Source organism: Hoylesella marshii DSM 16973 = JCM 13450 (assembly GCF_000146675.1).
GTDB classification, from domain to species: domain Bacteria; phylum Bacteroidota; class Bacteroidia; order Bacteroidales; family Bacteroidaceae; genus Prevotella; species Prevotella marshii.
In genome coordinates this window covers 1,155,944-1,176,318 of sequence record NZ_GL397214.1, presented here as the reverse complement: position 1 = coordinate 1,176,318, position 20,375 = coordinate 1,155,944, and the positions used below count along the sequence as shown (strand labels likewise).

Here is a 20,375-nt window from a genome sequence, read left to right as displayed (position 1 = left end):
CTATATTTGCGTGTCGAAAAAAACAATGCTTGCCGGCGACAATCCCCTGAAAAACAAAGCATCGCCCCAAGCTGACAACGAGACAAAAAGAAAAACAACTATCAACCTTAAATAAAACATTCAAAATCATGATTATTGGTATTCCCAAAGAAATTATGCACGACGAGGCACGCGTAGCGTGTACTCCCGAAACCGTAAGCAAGTTCGTAAAAGACGGATTCACCGTTTTGGTGGAAAAAGCAGCTGGCAACGGAGCCCTCTACCACGACGAGGACTACGTGAAAGCCGGAGCAGAACTGATTGACAAGGTACAGGACGTTTACGACCGCGCCGAAGTCATACTGAAAGTAAAAGAACCGCAGTTCAACGAACAGCTTGGCAAGCACGAGGTGGACATGATGCACCAAGGACAGTACCTCATCACTTTCATCCACCCCGCATCGCCCGTAAACCACGACATGGTGAAAAAACTTTCGGCCAAAGGCGTGATTGCCATCACCCTCGACGGCATTCCCCGCATCTCGCGTGCACAGAATCTCGACGCCCTCACTTCGATGAGTACATGTGCCGGATACAAAGGCATTCTCATGGCCGCCGACAAACTCACCACTTTCATGCCGCAGATGTTTACCGCTGTCGGCAGGATTGAACCGGCAAAAGTGATGGTTATCGGCGTAGGTGTAGCCGGACTTCAGGCACTCGCCACAGCCAAACGACTCGGTGCCGTTACCTATGCCGCCGACATCAGACCCGCTGCTGCTGAACAGGCCGGCAGCCTCGGCGCGAAAGTCATCGACACCACCGTTCCTGCCGAACTCGCTATTGCCGAGGGAGGATATGCCAACCGTCTGCCCGACGACGTACTCGCCAAGGAGCGCAAAGCCTTGGAAGAGACCATCCAACAAATGGACATCGTCTTCTGTTCTGCACTCATCCCGGGCAAAGTCGCTCCCATCATCATCACCGAAGACACCGTCAAAGGCATGAAGCGTGGAGCGGTCATCGTGGACATCTCCATCGACCAAGGCGGTAACTGCGAACTCACACCCGCGGGCGATATCATCAACAAGCACGGCGTGACCCTCATGGGCGTGAAGAACATCCCCGGCCTCCTGCCCACAAGTTCCACATGGATGTTCTCCAATAACATGTACAACCTCGTGAAATACATCGTCAAAGACGGCAAGGTCAACCTCGACCGTTCCGACGAAGTGATCGCCAAGAGCCTTGTCTGCATCGACGGCCAACTCGTACACGCCGGTGCACGTGAAGCCATGGGACTATAAGACAATCATTCTTTCATGTTTGATAGGGATGGGAAACGAGCATCGACACTTGCGAACCATCCCTATTTCCATAACACCATTACTATTATGATTCATCCTTTGATTTTAATCCTCGTGTTTGTAGTCTGCACCATAGCAGGCTATTTCATCATCAAAAACGTGCCAAGTCTGCTCCACACGCCGCTCATGTCCGGCATGAACGCGCTCTCGGGAGTCACCATTGTCGGCGCCATCACCGCCACAGGACTTGCTGCGCTCGGCAACTGCCGCGATTCCCTCGCCTGTCTTGGCGAAGTGCTCGGATTCGTGGCCATCGTGCTCGCCGCCATCAATGTCTTCGGCGGATTCGGAATCACGCACCGCATGTTGCGCATGTTTAACAAGAAAAGAAAATAAGCCGTCATGGATACATTACAACTTGCAATCAGTATTGTGCTCTCCGTCTGCGTACTCGCAGGTATCTCGTTGATGAGCAAAGTAAAATCGGCACCCACAGGCAACTTGCTCTCGGCTTTCGCCATGCTTGCCGGCGTCGTTGCCACACTTTATTTCAGTGGCGTCGCCAGCGTCGTCACCATCTACGCCGCCATTCTCGTTGGCGCATTGATAGGTAGTGTCATGGCCGTCAAGGCACAGATGATACAGATGCCCCAGCTCGTAGCCTTGTTCAATGGGCTTGGAGGCGGTGCCTCTGCGTTGGTCGGCATGATGACCGCCTTGGGAATCGGTCTCGACGGTGGTCATGCAGAAGTTGTCATGTTAATGACGATCATGAAGCCCGGCTACGTCATTTTTATAAGCCTTACCTCGCTGTTAGCTGTTGCCGTCGGCATGATTACCTTAGTCGGAAGTCTCGTAGCTGCCGGCAAACTCCACCGCGTGTTGCCCCAACGCCCCGTAGTTTGGAGCGGACACTCTGTCCTCACCCTCATCACGCTTGTCGCTACTGTTTTCTCCATTGCATGGGGAGCATTCGTACCTGAGCAAATGGGAATTGCCCTCGGCGGATGTCTCATTGCCTCATCGCTCTTCGGATTGCTCTTCTCTGTGCGTGTGGGAGGGGCTGACATGCCTATCACTATCTCGTTACTTAACTCCCTTTCGGGTGTAGCCGGTGCCATTGCCGGTATGGCCATTAGCGACATCTTTTTGGTTGCTGTCGGTGGCATCGTCGGAGCCTCCGGACTGCTGCTCACGCAAATCATGTGTCGCGCTATGAACCGCAGCCTCATGAGCATTCTCCTCGGCGGTGTGAAAAAGACCTCTGCGATGCCGAAACCTACTGCCGTACCGATAGCTGACAATCAACCTGCGCCTGCACCTGCTGCCAAGACCGATAAAACAGCTTCCGATGTACTTTCAGCTGCCCGCAACGTGATTATCGTGCCTGGCTATGGTATGGCGCTCGCCCAAGCACAGCATTTAGTGAAGCAATTGGCCGACACACTTACCCGCAATGGTGCCGAAGTGCGTTTCGCGATTCATCCGGTTGCCGGACGCATGCCCGGCCACATGAACGTATTGTTGGCAGAAGCCGACGTGCCCTACGAACAGCTCTACGAGATGGAAGCGATTAACGACGACTTCGCTGCCGCCGATGCCGTAGTGGTGATAGGCGCCAACGACGTGCTCAATCCCGCTGCCCGCAATGCTGAAGGTACGCCCATCTACGGGATGCCCGTACTCAATGTGGATAAGGCTCCTGCCGTCATCATCTGCAACTATGATTTGAAACCGGGCTATGCCGGCGTAGACAACCCGTTGTATAGCAAACAGGAAGGAGTATTCCTCGAATTAGGCGACGCCAAAGAAACGCTGATGCGCATTATCGGCGGCATTCATGGTACGGATGCCAAAAAGGCAGAAGCTCCTGCCGGCAATGCCGACGATAGGTTGAAGACGGTGCTCTCTGCTGCCCGCGACGTCATCATCGTGCCCGGCTACGGCATGGCTCTTGCCCAAGCTCAGCATCTGGTACGCCAGCTGGCCGACACACTCGAACACAACGGTGCCCGCGTGCGTTTTGCCATCCATCCCGTTGCCGGACGTATGCCCGGCCATATGAACGTACTGTTAGCCGAGGCCGACGTGCCCTACGAGCAGCTCTACGAAATGGAAGCTATCAACGATGATTTTGCTGCTACTGACGTAGTCATTGTAATAGGTGCCAACGACGTGCTCAACCCTGCTGCACGCGATGCAGAAGGTACACCCATCTACGGTATGCCTGTGCTGAACGTTGACAAAGCTCCCGAAGTCGTGATTTGCAACTATGACCTGAAACCGGGCTATGCCGGCGTAGACAATCCTTTGTACAGCAAGAAATCAGGCGTCTTCCTTGAGTTGGGCGACGCTAAAGAAACCTTAGCGCGTCTTATCGCGCTCATTGGTAAGTAGGCAATGCATCACACGTACTCCGTCAGTGCCTACGATTGATGGCGGAGCTTTTTTTCTTTTTCATGACGAGCCCCGGTAGCCAAGTTTCAGCTATCGGGGCTTTTATCGATTCGTCTGCTAACGGGTTAAAATTCAGCAGAGCTATCTTCATAAGATGGGTTTCCTACTCCGCATTGCTTTTCTCTTTTGAAGTAGGTGCAGTTGTTGAAGCTGGTTTCTCAAAAGGTTCTGTCGTGGACTTTGTTGGCTCCTCTGATTTCTTTTCAATTGTTTCTGATGATTTAGGTGGTTCCTGCTCGGTATTTTTACCCTCCTTCTTTTGCTTTGGTTTCTCCTCCGTAGGCTTTTCACCTGCCTTCTTCTTCGCTTCTTCTTCCTCTTTTTTCTTTTTTCTTCTTTCCTCGGCAGCTGCTTTTTGAGACATGCTTAATTTATGTGTAGTATTTAGGTCGGAAGTAATCTGATTCAGAATTTTAACCAAAGCAAGTATCATTCGCTTATCCTCTTCTTTTGTAGCTAAGATATAAGCAGCTTGGATATAAGAGCTGACTTCTCTATAGATGGCATCAAGATGCTTGCGCACTTCTCTCGATGGCGGGAGCTTCCTGCTGATGCTTTCGTCTAATTGTTTTGACCACAATTGATTATATTCTTCATTGATGCTACGTAGTGTATTGATAGCAGGCTCCAAAGAAAGTGTTTGTGCTTCAGCTGTATATTTATTGATATCAAGCAATAAGCCCTCTACATAAGCTCCTTTTGCCAAATGATTACTGTTTTGTGTACCGAAATAAGGTTTTAATTGCAAATACAAGATATTTGCAGCTTTGGAAACAGCTTCAACAGGCGATTGACGCTGCAAACGCACTGATTTGAAGATATAAACCATCAAATGGCTGCGATACTTGTTTTTTTGAGTAAGCTCTTTTGTAAATAAGGAAAAGGCACTCTCTCGGCTGACATCTATAGCAATATCTATCCACTTTTCCCAATCTTTGATAAGAGCTTCCGCTAAATGGAGTTTCTGTGCATCTTCTTTGGTAACAGCTCTGTATAGCTCGCGATGGTATTGCGTATGCAAACCGTTATTGAATTGCATACCAGAGGTTCTAATCTTTACATAGCTTGGTAATGAATTGTTGTTTTGAGGCATGGCATTTTATTTTTTAGTGAATAATTTGTTTTGTCGTTAGCAAATATAGTGATGATGATGGGGTTTACAATGCAAATGATATAAAAAAGTGTTTAGGTTTAACATTATTTATTAGTTATAGTTTATAAAATCATATAATGTATGAATACTTATTCAGTTTAGATTATTAATCATAGGATGATTTCCTACTATAAGTAATTTTAATAAGACATCCATCCTATAGTTAGCTGGTAAAAATAGAAGATAAGCAAAAACTATAAGATGGTTAGCTATTAAAAATATAATAGATGATTATACCATTCTATGGTAAGTAGTTAAAAAGTGCTCGTAGATGGTATTCATCCTATTGTTAGCAGTTAAAAGTTGCTCGAAGTAACCACCAATCATAAAAATAGCTACTCCAAGATGCTTGGAGTGGCCATCGGATGATTGTCAGAAAGGTAAAAATGAATCATAGGACTCAGCAAAGCGATTCATCAGCATTGAAATAATTTTCCAGCTCACGCGCAGCATCTTCACGATCGGTATGAAGGTCTTTTACTATCACGCCATGCTCGAGAATGGAGATACGCGGACAAATGTCTATGGTGTGAGCAAGGTTGTGGCTGCTAATGAGTATGGTTGCCTGAGTTTCACGGTGATAATCGGTAAGCATTTTCTTCAGCACGTTCTGCCCAAGCGGGTCGAGGAAGTTGAAAGGTTCATCGAGTATCAACAATGAGGGTTTGTGCAGGAGTGCAGCTATGATACCCACCTTTTGCTTATTACCGGCGGACAAGTCGCGTATCAGTTTCCTGCTGCCGAGCACTTCGCCGTTCATGAGTGGTGAAAAATGCTCGAGCACATGAGTTGTTTCTTCGGGTTTAAGGTTGTTTACTTTGGCTATAAAGTCAAAGTATTCTTCCGGTGTGAGGAAATCTATGAGAAAACTCTCGTCGATATATGCTCCGACGTAGTTTTTCCATGCTTCGGAGTGTGCGGGGTCTATCTGTTGGTTGTTACAGGTGTAGACAACGCATCCGCTGTCGGGTCTGAGCAGGTCGAGCATGAGTCGGAAGAGTGTGGTCTTACCTGCACCGTTGTTGCCTACGAGTCCGAGTATTTCGCCGTCGGCTATGGAGAAATCGGGGATTTCTACAACCGTTTTGTCGGCAAAGGTTTTGCGTAATTGGGAGATGTGGATTTGCATGTTGTGTAGTATTTTGTAGTTTGATGGCATAAAAATATGATATGCAGGAAATTCATCTTTCCGGACTTTATTGCCGGTTTAGATTCTGTCACCTCTTCGAGGTTTACAGGAGAGAGGAGCGCTTTGCGCAGGGGTTACGTCCTGCCGGACTTCACCACCTGTCTGTGGTCTCTCACCTCTTCGAGGTTTACAGGAGAGAGGAGCGTTCTGAGCAGGGGTTACGTCCTGCTGGACTTCACCACCTGTCTGTGGTCTTCCACCTCTTCGAGGTTTGTAGGAGAGAGGAGCGTTCTGAGCAGGGGTTACGTCCTACTGGACTTCACCACCTGTCTGTGGTCTTCCACCTCTTCGAGGTTTGTATGAGAGAGGAGCGTTCTGAGCAGGGGTTACGTCCTGCCGGACTTCACCACCTGTTTGTGGTCTTCCACCTCTTCGAGGTTTACAGGAGAGAGGAGCGCTTTGCGCAGGGGTTACGTCCTGCCCGACTTCACCACCTGTCTGTGGTCTTCCACCTCTTTGAGGTTTGTAGATGGCTTACATTCTTATGGTGTTTATGCTGGGGAGTATTTATGGCATAAAAAACGGCAGGCCTCAAAGCCTGCCGTTTTTGGGATGGGCAGCTTAGACGAAGCCTCGGCCGTGGCAGTCTTTGAACTTCTTGCCGCTGCCGCAGGGGCATGGGTCGTTGCGTCGGGGCATCTTGTCTTTGACGATGGGCGTGTGTCGCCGTGCTTCGGCTCCCTCGCGTGTGTCTTGTCTTGCGGCGGCGGCCTGTGCGGGGTCGCTGAAATCGTCTTTACTTTCGGTGTATCGCTGTGAGCGTTGCTCGGGGGCGGCTTCGCGCACGGTTCCTGCGCCTTGCTGTATGTCGGCGAGCTGTCCGCGCATGAGTATGGAGGCTATGCGGTTGTTGAGGTCGTCGATCATGGCATCCCAGAGCTTGACGCTCTCGAGTTTGAAGACGAGCAGGGGGTCTTTTTGCTCGTAGGATGCGTTTTGCACGCTGTGTCGGAGTTCGTCGAGCTGCCGGAGGTTCTCTTTCCATGCGTCGTCGATGATGTGGAGCATGATGACTTTCTCGAATTGTTGTACGACGCTTTTCGATTCGGTTCGGTAGGCCTCTTCGAGGTCGCAGGGTACGTTGTAAACGTTTTTCCCATCGGTGATGGGCACCATGATTCGCTGGTATCGGTCGCCTTGGTTCTCGAAGACGTCTTTGATGGTCGGCCATGTGAGGGATTGAAGTCGTTCGGCTTTTCGTTTGAAGTTGTCCATGGCTTGCCGGAAGGCTTTTTCTTCGAGTTTGGGGAAGTCGCGTGTGTCGAATTCTTCGTCTGTGAATGGGCATTCCATGGCGAGGATTTTGAGGAATGCTTCGACGCATCCTTCGTAGTCGTTTCGCTCGATGATGGCGACGATGCGGTCCCAGATGATGTTGGTGATGTCCATTCCGATGCGTTCTCCCATGAGTGCGTGTCGGCGTTTCTCGTAGATGACGGTGCGTTGTTTGTTCATCACGTCGTCGTATTCGAGAAGTCGTTTACGTATGCCGAAGTTGTTTTCTTCGACTTTCTTTTGTGCCCGTTCGATGCTTTTTGAAATCATGGGGCTTTCGATTCGTTCTCCTTCTTTGAATCCGAGTCTGTCCATGACGCTTGCGATGCGTTCGGAGGCGAAGAGTCTCATGAGTTTGTCTTCGAGTGAGACGTAGAAGACGGATGAGCCGGGGTCTCCTTGTCGTCCGGCACGTCCGCGTAGTTGTCGGTCGACGCGTCGGCTTTCGTGTCGTTCTGTTCCGATGATGGCAAGTCCTCCTGCTGCTTTGACTTCGTCGGAGAGTTTGATGTCGGTACCTCGTCCGGCCATGTTGGTGGCGATGGTGATGGCACCAAGTCCGTCGGTGGAGCGTCCGGCCTCTGCTACAATCTGGGCTTCTTTGAGGTGTTGTTTGGCATTGAGGACGTTGTGTGGGAGGTGTCGCATGTTGAGCATCTTGGAGAGGAGCTCGGAGATTTCGACGGATGTGGTTCCGACGAGGCAGGGTCGTCCGGCGTTGCGCATGGTTTCGATTTCGTCGATGACGGCGTTGTATTTTTCCCGTGCTGTTTTATACACGCGGTCGTCCATGTCTTTGCGCACGACGGGTCGGTTGGTGGGTATCTCGACGACGTCGAGTTTGTAGATGTCCCAAAATTCTCCGGCTTCTGTGGATGCGGTACCGGTCATGCCTGCGAGCTTGTGGTACATGCGGAAATAGTTTTGGAGGGTGATGGTGGCGAATGTTTGTGTAGCTGCTTCGATTTTGACGTGCTCTTTGGCTTCGACGGCCTGATGAAGTCCGTCGCTCCATCGGCGTCCTTCCATGATACGTCCGGTCTGCTCGTCGACGATTTTCACTTCGCCATCGATGACTACGTATTCGTCGTCTTTGTTGAACATGGTGTAGGCTTTGAGCAGTTGTTGAAGCGTGTGTACGCGTTCGCTCTGAATGGCGTATGTATTGAGGAGTTCGTCTTTTTTGTTGAGGCGTTGCTCGTCGGTAAGTCCTTTCTCTGCTGCGAGGCTGGAGAGCTGTGCCGCGATGTCGGGGAGGACGAAGAGATTTTTGTCGTTGACATGGTTGGCGAGCCATTCGACGCCTTTGTCTGTGAGGTCGACGGAGTTGAGTTTTTCGTCTACCACAAAGTAAAGGGGTTTCACGGCCTCGGGCATTCTGCGGTTGTTGTTCTCCATGTACATCTCTTCCGTTTTGAGCATACCGGCTTTGATGCCTTCTTCGGAGAGGTATTTGATGAGCGGTTTGTTCTTGGGCAGTGCTTTGAACGAGCGATAGAGAGAGAGGAATCCTTCGTCGAGGATGGTTTTATCGCCTTGTTGTCCCTGCGTGATTTGCTGTTTGGCTTCGGCAAGGAATTGGGTTGCGAGCTTGCGTTGTGCATCGACGAGTTTCTCGACAAGGGGTTGGTATTCCTCGAACATCTGGTCGTCTCCTTTGGGGACGGGGCCGGAGATGATAAGCGGCGTGCGGGCATCGTCGATGAGCACGGAGTCTACCTCATCGACAATGGCGTAGTTGTGTTTACGTTGCACGAGGTCGGCAGGCGAGACGGCCATGTTGTCGCGCAAGTAATCGAAGCCAAATTCGTTGTTGGTTCCGAAGGTGATGTCGGCCAGATAGGCTTTGCGACGTTCGGGCGAATTGGGTTGGTGCCGGTCAATGCAATCGACGGAGAGGCCGTTGAACATGTAGAGGGGTCCCATCCATTCGGAGTCTCGCTTGGCGAGGTAGTCGTTTACGGTCACGACATGCACGCCGTTTCCTGTGAGTGCATTGAGGAAAACGGGGAGTGTGGCGACGAGCGTCTTGCCTTCTCCGGTTGCCATCTCTGCGATTTTTCCCTGATGGAGCACGGTTCCGCCGAAGAGTTGCACGTCGTAGTGAATCATCTCCCATTTGAGGTCGTTTCCGCCGGCTGTCCAATGGTTGTGATAGATGGCTCGGTCGCCGTCGATGGTGATAAAGTCGTTTTTGGGATTTGCGGCGAGTTCGCGGTCGAAGTCGGTAGCCGTCACGATGGTTTCCTCATTTTCGGCGAAGCGTCTGGCCGTGTCTTTGACGATGCAGAAAGCGACGGGCATCACCTCGTTGAGGGCTTCTTCGTAGATATCGAGCACTTCTTTTTCGAGTTTGTCGATTTGGTTGAAGATGCTTTCGCGCTCATCGATGGGTGTGGCTTCTATCGTAGCTTTGAGGTCTTCGATTTGTTTTTTCTGTTCGTTGGCCGAGTCTTGCACGTATTTTTGTATTTCCTTCGATTTTGCCCGCAGGTCGTCGTTGGAAAGTTCCTTTATCTCCGGATAGGCCGCTTTGACTTTGTCTACGAACGGTTGTATCAGTTTCATGTCGCGGGTTGATTTGTTCCCGAACAATGACTGTAAGAATTTATTGAGATTCATTATGTTGTTATTTTATTGTTTCTTTTTGATTTTACCGCGCAAAAGTACGAATATTTTTCGTAATGGGCGGTATGAATGTGTTGCAAAAGTATCTGCGGTTGACTCCATCGAGGAACCGCCGTGCCGTATTCGTTTCAGAACAACGGCTCTTCTTTACAGGCATTGGGGGCACGTATGCGGATAATTCCGGCGACGGTGGGTGCTATTCTATCGACGGTAATAGGGGTGGAAACCCGTTCGGCCATGATGTTTCCACCGTAGAAGATAACGGGGAAAGAGACGATACCGTCTTTCGCCACGTAGCTGTCTTGGGTCTCTTCGTTGAGCACTTTCCATCCCGGGGCGATTTCCAAAAGGATGTCGCCGCTGACGGAGGAATTGTAGCCTCCTCTTATCTTTTCCACGTACTTATTGCCCGAGGCAAAGAGACGTTCGCCTGTAAAGACATCGCGCACTCCTTCGCTCTGCATAAGGAACTCACGGCTGCGCAACAGCAACTCGGTATATCCGATTCGCTTCTGTTCCATCAGTCTCCGGTCGAGATAAATCTGGTTTCTGTAATATGCATCTACATAGCGTCCCTGTCCGTAGATGGCACCTAAATACATATTGAGGAGGCGGGCTGTGCGATTGATGTAGAAAGTGCCGGTGGGTACTCTGTATTTTTGATAGCTGTGGGTGTCCTCGTCGGAGTATCCGGTTCCTGTGATGACAAAGAGCAGATGCGACCTTCCGATACTTCTTTCGAGTGTTGAGATGAGTTTTTCTATTGCTTTGTCAAGACCGATATACGTGTCTTGCATCTCGGCGGGATTCGCGTTCACGCCTTTATGGCGGAAACTTCCGGCATAATAGGTGATAGCGAGTAAATCGGTCACATCATCGTCGCCCATGGCGTTGGCTGCGACGCATTGCAGTGCCATGTCTGTTATGTTTTCGTTGATAAGTGCACTCGTTTTGTAACTTGTGTACTTATCTGCTCCGGCGAAGTTATGGCTGAAGGTTGCTTGCAGGGGCTGTCTCGCGGTCAGACCAGACGTATTGGCCATCGGATTCTTAGGAATCCATTTCACACTGCCGACAGTCTTGGCCGGCGAATATTGGTCGTTGTAGGTTGAAAGCCATGCGGGTGCGTTTTTGAAGTAGTAAGAGGAAGTTGCCCACAGTCCTGTTTCGTCGTCTACCCAGAATGCTCCGTCGGCCGCATGGCCTGCTGAGAGCACGGCGGCATCTCTGTTGGGAGCCACTGCAAACACCTTTGCGGCGTCTTGGGTGTACATTTTCAACTCATCGGTAATGGTAGATGTTGCCATGTTCTTAGGCGAAGAAGCATCGGCGGTGCCAATTCCCGTGAATTGACTGTCGTCTACGCAGTAGATGGGACGCAAGGTGCCATGGTTCATCCACTTCTCTGCTACGATGCGATGATAATAAGGTGTAGTGCCTGTTGCAAGGGTTGCTATGGCCGATGCCCTGTCAATGGGCAGAAACGGGAAAGAGGCCGACACATACCACCTGCTGCCCGTCATCAGTTTTCGTAAGCCATCGCCGGTATAAAGCGGTTCGAAGGCTTCTATATAATCGCTGCGCAACTGGTCGATGGCAATGTTTACTACGAGTCGTGGCACACCTTGCGTCGTGCGGGCTTGCAGGCTCGTGGTACAGAGCGATAATATAATGAAATACAGATACTTAGTTCTCATTTTGTAAAAGCATAGGTTTGAGCGTGTAAAAGCATAGCTTTCATGCGGTAAGCGCATAGCTTTTAGGACGTAAAAGCTGGTGTATGACACAACGGGTGAGCAGTGCCAAGGCCAAGGCATACATCCCTTCGGCATATGTCTGCACAAAGGCACCGATGAAAAAAAGTAGCAGAAAAACCGCTTCCGCTATCCACCACTTGCTTCTCCGCTTCTTTATCGTGGCTTTGGTCACGGGATAGAGCATGACGAGCGCCAACGGATTGAGCAAAAGAATCTGCAGGTTGAGGCTCACGGTGGGATGTTGCGAAAATATCATGGCAAAGAGCACGATGCCTGCGAGACCTGTCGTCAGCATCAAGAGGGCATCGTAAGCCCAACAGATTCGTCTTTTCCAAAGTTCGATACCCATCATGACAAGACTGACAATGAGTAGAATGATACCGCAAATCGCAGGATTGAGAGGGAATGATTCTTCTATCGTCTGCACCCCCGGGGGCACCACCCAAAAACTATGGGCTACGAGAGGAACTTTCTTTTTACCGACAATCAAGGCGTGGTCGAAGTCTTTCCGCAGATGATCGGGCAGAAACTGCTGTTCCGTTCGGGTCGTTTTACGGTCTGCCATCACGCCTAAAAGGAGGTCGTTACCAAACTTTGTCCACGGCGCATCTTTGCAACAGGCATGTACCATGTCTCTGAACGACACTTCGGGATGAACGACGGAAGTATAAATAACTCGTTCCCGCATGTTGTTTAAAAGAATATCACGGGCTCGGGACGTGCAGTTATCGTAGAAATAGTTGTAGCGATATACCCTGTTTTCCGGCAGGTAATTCTTTGTAATGGCTTTTTCAATCGCTGTTTTATCCTCTTTTGAAAGGCGAAGTGTCTGCTGCCTTACCCCGCTTCCATAGCTCGCATACTGTGCGCAGAAGTCTTCAAACGGCTCTATACCCATTTCGTAGTCGGTCAGTCCGAAAATAAAGCGCAAGACAAAGAAAGGTTTTCTGAAACTGAACATACCATAGTTTACGGCAATATCCGTTCCATTACGCCTGTCTCGGTATCTGATGGCGGTATGTCCGTAAAGGCTGTAGACCTCTTGATGCGGCTGGCAGGTGAGCAGACTTATCTCTATAGAATCTCCGACCTCATCTGTGGCTGCAAAAGCATTGCAAAAAGAGAACAGAAAGAGAGATGTTAAACTATATCTAAAATAGCGTTTCAAACGTTTCACGATGCAAAAATAACTTATATTTCCCACTTACCGTATCATTATTCCGAATTTTTTCGATAATTTTGCACGCAATTGACAAACGTCAGCCCCTTGTTTCCGGCACCGTTTTATCAATTCATCTTAAAGAAAACGAACAACGTTATATATGAAAAAAATCATCGGCATGATGTTTCTTGCGGCTGTTTCCATCACGGCAGTTGCACAAAGCGGCACCAATTCTCCTTACAGCCAATACGGATTGGGGGTACTTTCCGAACAATCAAGCGGATTCAATCGGGGTATGAACGGACTTGGATTGGGGTTTCGCGACTCGCGTCAGGTGAACTTTCTCAACCCTGCTTCTTACTCAGGAATGGACTCTTTGATGTTTCTGTTTGATGCCGGTGTTTCGGGACAGACAACCCGTTTCAAAGAAAGAGGGCGCACGCTGAATGCCAACAATGCCGATTTCGAGTATGCCGTGGCGGGCTTTCGGGCTGCCAGACATGTAGGAGTGAGCTTCGGTATCGTTCCTTTTACCAATATCGGATTTAATTACTCCAATACGGAATATGTGGATGCCAACCGCACAACGAGTTACACCAATACTTATTATGGAAGGGGCGGTATGCACTGTGCGTACCTCGGTGCGGGCTGGATGCCTGTTAAAGGCTTCTCCGTTGGTGTTAATGCCTCTTACATTTGGGGCAATTATTCCCGTTCCATCATCAATAGTTACAGTGACAAGACCATCAATACCCTGTCTAAGTTCTACACAGCTAATGTGACAAGCTATCAACTCGGCTTCGGAGTGCAATACACTGCCCGCCTTTCTAAAAAGGATGAGATGACTCTTGGCGCAACTTACAGCCTCGGACATGATATCGGCGGCGACCCTACTTGTCGCATTATCTCGACCAATCCCCAAACTTCGGTCAGCGATACGGCGACTTATCGGGCGAATGGAGGATTGTCTCTGCCTGCGATGTTGGGCGTAGGAATATCTTGGTCGCATGATAACCGCTGGCGAATAGGTGCCGATTACTCTTTACAGAAATGGTCGTCGGTAGATTTTCCGGAATACTCCGTTGTGAACAACGTGCCTAAATATGCCTTGACTTCCCACCTGTTTAAAGACCGGCACAAGCTGACTTTCGGCGGGGAATACTGCCAAGACGCTACCGCACGTAATTTCTTCGGAAGACTGAGGTATCGTGCCGGTGTGTCGTACACCACTCCTTACCTCAAAATCAATGGTCAGGATGGACCGAAAGAAACAAGTGTGAGTGCGGGATTCGGCATTCCCATCATGAATGCCTACAACAATCGTTCCATGCTCAACATAAGTGCCCAATGGGTGCATAGTAGTGCTACCGGACTGATTACAGAGAATACGTTCCGCATCAACATCGGGCTGACTTTCAATGAGCGTTGGTTCCAGAAGTGGAAAGTGGAGTAAATACGACATGTTACCATCGTTGAAGTCTCATGGCGGTATCGGCATCGTTATCTTGTCCGTCTGTTTTCTCATCGCCTCCTGTCAAGGCGAGAAAGAACATACCGCCTCTGCCATCCATGCAAGAGATTCTGTTGCCATGATGGTAAGCAACGGTGTAAATACGCTGATTTCAGACTCGGGTATTATCAAATATCGCATTGTGACCGAACAATGGGAGGTGAATCAGAATCTGAACCCCTCACGATGGATATTCCGAAAGGGTCTTTTCCTCGAACAATTTGACGAGAAATTTCATATTCAGTCTTATATTCAGTGCGATACGGCCTACTACTACGATGTGGAACGCCTGTGGGAACTGCGCGGCAGAGTGAGTATCTTAACGAAAGACGGGCTGCGTTTCTATAGCGAAGAATTGTATTGGAATCAGAATACGCATGAGTTGTATAGTTATAAGTATTCCCGTCTTATCACACCCGAACGTCAGTTGCAGGGTACTTATTTTAGGAGCGATGAGAATATGACTCATTATACGGTGTCTAACTCCAAAGGTTCGTTCGTGAAAGAAGACTTCGATAAGCAGGAAACAACTGCCATGCCTGCTGCCGGACAGTCTGCCGATACAGTACAGATGCCACCACAACGTCAGCCTGCCGTTCCGCAACGAAAGCAGGAAACAATACCTTTGTTACGATGAAAGATACTCGTTCTTAACTGCAAAATGAAGATGCCATGTATATTTCTTTAATAATAGGTATAGTCATTACCATGATTTTCTCGGCCTTTTTCTCTGGCATGGAAATTGCGTTCGTGTCCAGTAACCGACTGCTTGCTGAAATGGATAAAGGTCGGAATCCACTTTCCAAGCGTCCATTGGCCATCTTCTTTAAGCATCCTAACGACTTTGTTAGTACCATGCTGGTAGGCAATAACATCGCTTTAGTGGTCTATGGTATCCTTATTGCCCGCTTTTTTGATGCCACTCTTTTCAAGGGTATGCCCGTGGGCTTTACCGTTCCGGCCGACACCATTCTCTCTACAATCATTGTACTCTTTACCGGTGAGTTCCTGCCGAAGACCTTATTTAAGAGTAATCCTAATTTCTTGCTGTCACTGTTTGCCTTTCCCGCATTCCTCTGTTATATCATTCTATGGCCGATTTCTCGCTTTTCGACGTTTCTCTCTAAAGGACTTCTGCGTTTGATAGGCATCAAGATGAAAAAAGAAGACGAGGGCGAAGAGTTCTCTAAAGTAGACCTCGACTTCCTTGTGCAGTCGAGCATAGATAACGCACGCAGCCAAGAAGACATTGAAGACGAAGTGAAAATATTTCAGAATGCGCTCGACTTCTCCGACACAAAAGTGAGAGATTGCATGATACCACGAACGGAAATCAACGCCGTAGATATGACTTGCACTTTGGAAGAGTTGAAAAACAAGTTTATAGAGAGTGGTAATTCAAAAATAATCGTCTACAATGAAGATATAGACCATGTGGTGGGATACATACATTCCTCTGAGATGTTTAGCAAACCAGCTGACTGGAGAACCTCAATCAGAGAGTTGCCGATAGTTCCGGAAACGATGCCTGCCCAAAAACTTATGAAAACTTTCTTACAACAAAAGAAGAGCATAGGCATCGTTGTCGATGAATTTGGCGGTACCAGCGGCCTCGTTTCGCTTGAGGATATTGTGGAAGAGATATTCGGAGACATAGAAGACGAACACGACAATGCCAAATATATAGCCACGCAGGTGGGCGATCATGAATATGTTTTGTCTGCCCGCTTGGAAATAGGAAAGATAAACGAGATGTTCGGTCTCAACCTCCCAGAAAGTGACGAGTACATGACTTTGGGAGGATTGATACTCCATGAATACCAAAGTTTCCCCAAATTGCATGAAATAGTGAAAGTTGGCAACTTTGAATTTAAGATTATCAAAAATACCATGACAAAAATAGAACTCGTCCGTTTAAAAGTTATAGAGGACTAAAAAATTACAGCTAAAATTGGGCACTTTACCATTTTCTTCGTACTTTTGTAGGCCTTTTATTCAGAAAGTAAAGAAAAATAAACAAAATAATCATCATTAATAATGGCAGCATTAGGAAAAATCAGAAGCAAAGGCCTGATACTGATAATTATCATCAGTGTAGGTCTCTTTGCATTTATTGCTGAAGAATTTGTACGTTCCTGCGAGGCCACTCGCAATAACGAACGTCAGCAAGTAGGCGAAATCATGGGAGAAAAGGTAAGTGTGCAAGACTTCCAGAAATTGGTCGAGGAGTACACAAACGTTATCAAAATGACCCAAGGACGCGAAAACCTGACTGATGAGGAACAAAACCAAGTCAAAGATATGGTGTGGAACACCTATGTTCAAAACAAACTGATTGAAAAAGAAACAGAGAAGCTTGGGCTTACCGTTACTGACCAAGAGCTACAAAATATCCTTAACGAAGGTACGAATCCCATGCTCTTGCAAACCCCGTTCGTCAATCAACAGACCGGACGTTTCGACGCCAACGCATTGAAGAAGTTCCTTGCAGACTATAAAACAGCCAAGACAGGTGACCCGCGGGCTGCAGAGCAGTATCAACAGTTGTATGATTTCTGGACATTCATTGAAAAAACATTGCGTCAGCAAACACTTTCGCAGAAGTATCAAAGTCTGTTGGCTCACTGTCTCCTCTCCAATCCCGTAGAAGCCAAGATGGCATTCAAGGCCGAAAACGAAGAGAGCAATGTACAGTTGGCTGCTTTTCCTTACAGCTCTATCAATGATAATCAAGTGAAAGTAACGGATGCCGATTTGAAAGCGAAATATGATGAGTTAAAGCCACGTTTCAAACAATATGAAGAAACCCGCGATATTAAGTTTGTTGATGTGCACGTACAGGCCTCTGCGGCAGACCGTAGCGTCTTGTTTAAGTCTGTAAATGAACTCACCGACCAGCTGAAGGCGGTTTCCGACCCTGCCGAAGTTATTCGGAAAAGCAACTCGGCAGTACCTTATTTAGGTGTGCCGGTCAGCAAAAACGCTTTCCCGCAAGACATTGCACAGCGAATTGACTCAATGGCTGTGGGCACAGTCTATGGTCCTGTCGAGAATAAGCAGGACAATACGCTCAATGTGATTCGCTTGATGGCGAAGTCACAGCTGCCCGACTCCATACAGTTCCGCGTCATACAAATAGGTGGTGTTTCAGTAGATGCCGCCCGTAAGACAGCAGACAGCGTATATACGGCACTGAAAGGTGGGGCGGAATTTGATGCCCTTGCCAAGAAATATGGACAAACAGGCGAGCGTACATGGATGACCACACGTCAGTATGAGCAGTCACCATCAATGGATAACGACACAAAGACTTATATAGAAGCATTGAACACGCAGCCCGTAAACGAGATACGAAACATCGCAATGACCTCCGGCAATGTTATCCTGCAAGTGGTAGACCGCAAAGGAATGACAGAAAAATACATTGCAGCTGTCATCAAGAAGCCTATCGACTTCTCAAAGAACACCTATTCTGCTGCATATAACAAATTCAGTAAGTTTGTCAGCGAGAATCAGACTTTAGATGGCATACAGAAAAATGCTGCTAAGTATGGCTTCAAAGTACAAGAAGCAGGCGATGTGCGTACGTCACAACACTATGTGGCAGGCATACACAGCACGCGCGATGCTATGAAGTGGGTCTTCGATGCCAAAGAAGGTGAGGTGTCGCCGCTCTATGAATGTGGAGACAACGACCACCTGCTGGTTATCGTACTCAATAAAATTCATCCCATGGGCTATCGTGATTTGGACGATGCACAGGTAAAAGACCTCGTTCGACAAGAAGTATTGCGCGACATGAAGGCCAATACGCTTATCAATAAGCTGAAGGGTGTGACGTCCATAGCTGCCGCCAAGGGCAAAGGAGCTACGGTGCAAGCTGTGAATCAGATAACTTTTGCCGCTCCGGTATTCATCGCATCCACAGGTGCTGCAGAGCCAGCATTGAGCGGTGCGGTATCGGCTGTAGGCAAAGGTCGATTCAGTCCCCATCCCGTTAAAGGTATGGCCGGTGTCTACCTTTTCCAAGTAACGGGTAAAACCACACGTCCCGTAAAGTTTGATGCCAAAGCCTATGAGCAGAAGATGAAGCAGCATGCTATGCAGCTTGCCGGTAATTTTATGCAAGAGTTGTATGCTAAGGCAAAGGTTGTAGACAACCGCTACTTATTCTTCTAACTCCTTCACCCCTCTCTCAGAGGGGGATATTACCTATAAGGGATAGACTTGCCATTGTCGGCCGGTCTATCCCTTTCCTTTTCTTATCAATATTGAAGATAAAAGCCTAAATGCGGTCGTACCAAAATACAAAAAGGCAGCGGAAAGTTTGGCTGTTTGCAGAATTAGCCTTACCTTTGCCGCCATGAAGCAAATAAGCAACCATCATACGACGAAGAATGAGACGCAGAAAAAAGTGTGTTTTTCTGCATCTTTTAACGCTTTATATTTGCATACACCGGAAAAAAGTGTAACACACACACACACACACACACACATTCGCACCGCCAGTCAGATAACACTTTAAACATTTTCGCATACGCGCGCGCGAAGCGTGTCGCATCCCCTATAAACAAAGGACTTCTAAGAGTTTCCTTTGTTCGTTTTTTTATGCCCTTTTGCCAAGCTGCACAAGAGGAAAATAGCGACGATTTTTCACGTAAGTATTCAGTAACAAACATAACAAAACAATGAAACGAATTTTGATAGTATGTTGTGCCATCTTCGTCGCTCTTGCAGGACGGGCACAAAGTTCGAGTTGGACAGACCCAACGGGCGCACAGTTTGATTTCACCATTACAGACCCCGTCAACAAGCTCGCTAAGATAACAAAAGGCAATGGAGCCCCCGGTACTACTGTTATAACCGTGCCCGGAACTGTTCCCTACAACGGCGATACTTACAAGGTGACAGACATTGCAGGAAGAGTTACGTGGGTAAATAATCACGTGTATAATAATGGACTTAAAAAACTAATTCTATCTGAAAATATTAAAGTTCTTCGATCTTATTCGGTCGACCTTAATTTTGACTTAGAGGAAATAGTTTTCCCCTCTACGCTGGAAGTGATAGGTAGCGAGGCGTGTACTCATTTACACAGTCTTAAAGGTGTAGACCTTTCTCACACGAAAGTAAAATACATCGACTATGGTGCATTCAATGCTAATTTGTCTCAGATCTCCTATATAAAATTTCCTCAAACCTTACGCAGATTGGACTTCGGTATCTGTATTCAGAGTAATCCTCCTTTGAAAAAACTTGAACTACCAGCGCAGCTTGATACCCTTAGCTATGGTACTTTTAACGGACTATACCAGCTGGAAGAAATCTCTTTTACTAAGCCGACACCGGCACTTCTCTATACCACCAACCCTGTCAATCCAACTTATGGTCCTTACAATCCTTTTCGTGATTTAACCAATTTACAAGTAGTTCATCTTCCTGTCGATGCAACAGCCGCTTACAAGTCTCAACCGTATTGGGCAGACGGTGCTAATTTATACCGCGAGGAACTCGCTATCGGTTCTACCGGCTACACCACCTACTACTTAGAAAACGAGAACTTCCTCGTTCCTACGGGCTGCACGGCGTATATCATCACGGGCATTACGCCCAGCGGTAAGCATGGCGTGCCAGGCACTGCGCATGCGCAAGCATTCGGTGCAGGCAAGATTATCCCCAAGCAAACGGGATTTATTCTGCAAGGCACGGCGAACAGCACCATAACCTATCAAGCCAATGTGACGGGCACCGAAGAGAACGTAACCGGCAATCTGCTTGTGGGAACGGCTACCGAGCAGGAGTTCTCGTCGGCCAGTTACAAATATTATATCTTCTCCAACAGCGGTGACCAAGGCCTCGGATTTTATAAACAGGGAACAAGAGATGGTGCTTCCATCAAGCTAAAACCCCATCGCGCCGGTCTGCGCCTGCCTGCAGGCGTTGCCCCGGCTAAAGGCA

The 20,375-nt window shown here is 48.2% G+C and carries 13 protein-coding genes; 8 read left to right on the top strand and 5 right to left on the bottom strand.

The genetic code is table 11. The features are described from left to right. Nucleotides 1-128: 128 nt before the first annotated feature. From HMPREF0658_RS04845 to HMPREF0658_RS04835, 3 genes are all read left to right on the top strand, one after another. Entirely contained in the window at nucleotides 129-1,286 is a 1,158-nt protein-coding gene (locus HMPREF0658_RS04845; protein ID WP_006949032.1) for an NAD(P) transhydrogenase subunit alpha, read from the top strand. A 90-nt stretch (nucleotides 1,287-1,376) separates the two neighbouring features. Beyond that, nucleotides 1,377-1,682 carry an NAD(P) transhydrogenase subunit alpha part 2 gene (locus tag HMPREF0658_RS04840; RefSeq protein ID WP_024991137.1) on the top strand — a complete coding sequence of 102 codons (306 nt, stop codon included), beginning with the start codon at nucleotides 1,377-1,379 and terminating at the stop codon, nucleotides 1,680-1,682. 6 nt (nucleotides 1,683-1,688) lie between these two features. Next, nucleotides 1,689-3,683 (top strand): NAD(P)(+) transhydrogenase (Re/Si-specific) subunit beta, encoded by a 1,995-nt coding sequence (locus tag HMPREF0658_RS04835; RefSeq protein WP_006949030.1) that lies wholly within the window; start codon nucleotides 1,689-1,691, stop codon nucleotides 3,681-3,683. 163 nt (nucleotides 3,684-3,846) lie between these two features. Here the strand turns inward: HMPREF0658_RS04835 and HMPREF0658_RS04830 are convergent, their stop codons facing one another. The 5 genes from HMPREF0658_RS04830 to HMPREF0658_RS04805 form a co-directional block, all read right to left on the bottom strand. Next, nucleotides 3,847-4,836 carry a DUF6261 family protein gene (locus HMPREF0658_RS04830; RefSeq protein ID WP_202898910.1) on the bottom strand — a complete coding sequence of 330 codons (990 nt, stop codon included), beginning with the start codon at nucleotides 4,834-4,836 and terminating at the stop codon, nucleotides 3,847-3,849. A gap of 460 nt (nucleotides 4,837-5,296) precedes the next feature. Continuing rightward, nucleotides 5,297-6,025, bottom strand: coding sequence for an ABC transporter ATP-binding protein (locus HMPREF0658_RS04825; RefSeq protein ID WP_006949027.1), 729 nt, complete (start codon nucleotides 6,023-6,025; stop codon nucleotides 5,297-5,299). A 621-nt stretch (nucleotides 6,026-6,646) separates the two neighbouring features. Next, on the bottom strand, nucleotides 6,647-9,982 hold the full coding sequence (gene secA / locus HMPREF0658_RS04815) for a preprotein translocase subunit SecA (RefSeq protein ID WP_006949025.1): 3,336 nt from the start codon (nucleotides 9,980-9,982) through the stop codon (nucleotides 6,647-6,649). 134 nt (nucleotides 9,983-10,116) lie between these two features. Then, complete coding sequence (locus HMPREF0658_RS04810; protein ID WP_006949024.1) at nucleotides 10,117-11,685, bottom strand: alkaline phosphatase family protein; 1,569 nt, start codon at nucleotides 11,683-11,685, stop codon at nucleotides 10,117-10,119. A gap of 40 nt (nucleotides 11,686-11,725) precedes the next feature. Beyond that, nucleotides 11,726-12,922, bottom strand: a complete 1,197-nt coding sequence (locus tag HMPREF0658_RS04805; RefSeq protein ID WP_006949023.1) for an Lnb N-terminal periplasmic domain-containing protein — start codon at nucleotides 12,920-12,922, stop codon at nucleotides 11,726-11,728. Between the two features lie 145 nt (nucleotides 12,923-13,067). Here HMPREF0658_RS04805 and bamG point away from each other — a divergent pair, with 145 nt between their 5' ends. The 5 genes from bamG to HMPREF0658_RS04780 form a co-directional block, all read left to right on the top strand. After that, nucleotides 13,068-14,360 (top strand): BamG family beta-barrel-assembly machinery protein, encoded by a 1,293-nt coding sequence (bamG, locus tag HMPREF0658_RS04800; protein ID WP_006949022.1) that lies wholly within the window; start codon nucleotides 13,068-13,070, stop codon nucleotides 14,358-14,360. Between the two features lie 7 nt (nucleotides 14,361-14,367). Next, the gene (gene lptC / locus HMPREF0658_RS04795; protein WP_006949021.1) at nucleotides 14,368-15,054 is read left to right on the top strand and encodes an LPS export ABC transporter periplasmic protein LptC; all 687 of its coding nucleotides are present in this window, start codon (nucleotides 14,368-14,370) and stop codon (nucleotides 15,052-15,054) included. A gap of 35 nt (nucleotides 15,055-15,089) precedes the next feature. Continuing rightward, nucleotides 15,090-16,352, top strand: a complete 1,263-nt coding sequence (locus tag HMPREF0658_RS04790) for a hemolysin family protein (RefSeq protein WP_006949020.1) — start codon at nucleotides 15,090-15,092, stop codon at nucleotides 16,350-16,352. A 102-nt stretch (nucleotides 16,353-16,454) separates the two neighbouring features. Further along, the gene (locus tag HMPREF0658_RS04785) at nucleotides 16,455-18,596 is read left to right on the top strand and encodes a peptidylprolyl isomerase (RefSeq protein ID WP_006949019.1); all 2,142 of its coding nucleotides are present in this window, start codon (nucleotides 16,455-16,457) and stop codon (nucleotides 18,594-18,596) included. Between the two features lie 509 nt (nucleotides 18,597-19,105). Next, nucleotides 19,106-20,375 (top strand): leucine-rich repeat protein (locus HMPREF0658_RS04780; RefSeq protein WP_006949018.1); only part of this gene is annotated, 1,270 nt, incomplete at its 3' end.

What these genes read in the sequence shown, in the direction of transcription:
- HMPREF0658_RS04845 (WP_006949032.1), top strand. Translation starts at nt 129, where the DNA reads ATGATTATTGGTATTCCCAAAGAAATTATGCACGACGAGGCACGCGTA.
- HMPREF0658_RS04835 (WP_006949030.1), top strand. Translation starts at nt 1,689, where the DNA reads ATGGATACATTACAACTTGCAATCAGTATTGTGCTCTCCGTCTGCGTA.
- HMPREF0658_RS04830 (WP_202898910.1), bottom strand. Translation starts at nt 4,836, where the DNA reads ATGCCTCAAAACAACAATTCATTACCAAGCTATGTAAAGATTAGAACC.
- HMPREF0658_RS04825 (WP_006949027.1), bottom strand. Translation starts at nt 6,025, where the DNA reads ATGCAAATCCACATCTCCCAATTACGCAAAACCTTTGCCGACAAAACG.
- secA (WP_006949025.1), bottom strand. Translation starts at nt 9,982, where the DNA reads ATGAATCTCAATAAATTCTTACAGTCATTGTTCGGGAACAAATCAACC.
- HMPREF0658_RS04810 (WP_006949024.1), bottom strand. Translation starts at nt 11,685, where the DNA reads ATGAGAACTAAGTATCTGTATTTCATTATATTATCGCTCTGTACCACG.
- bamG (WP_006949022.1), top strand. Translation starts at nt 13,068, where the DNA reads ATGAAAAAAATCATCGGCATGATGTTTCTTGCGGCTGTTTCCATCACG.
- lptC (WP_006949021.1), top strand. Translation starts at nt 14,368, where the DNA reads ATGTTACCATCGTTGAAGTCTCATGGCGGTATCGGCATCGTTATCTTG.
- HMPREF0658_RS04790 (WP_006949020.1), top strand. Translation starts at nt 15,090, where the DNA reads ATGTATATTTCTTTAATAATAGGTATAGTCATTACCATGATTTTCTCG.
- HMPREF0658_RS04785 (WP_006949019.1), top strand. Translation starts at nt 16,455, where the DNA reads ATGGCAGCATTAGGAAAAATCAGAAGCAAAGGCCTGATACTGATAATT.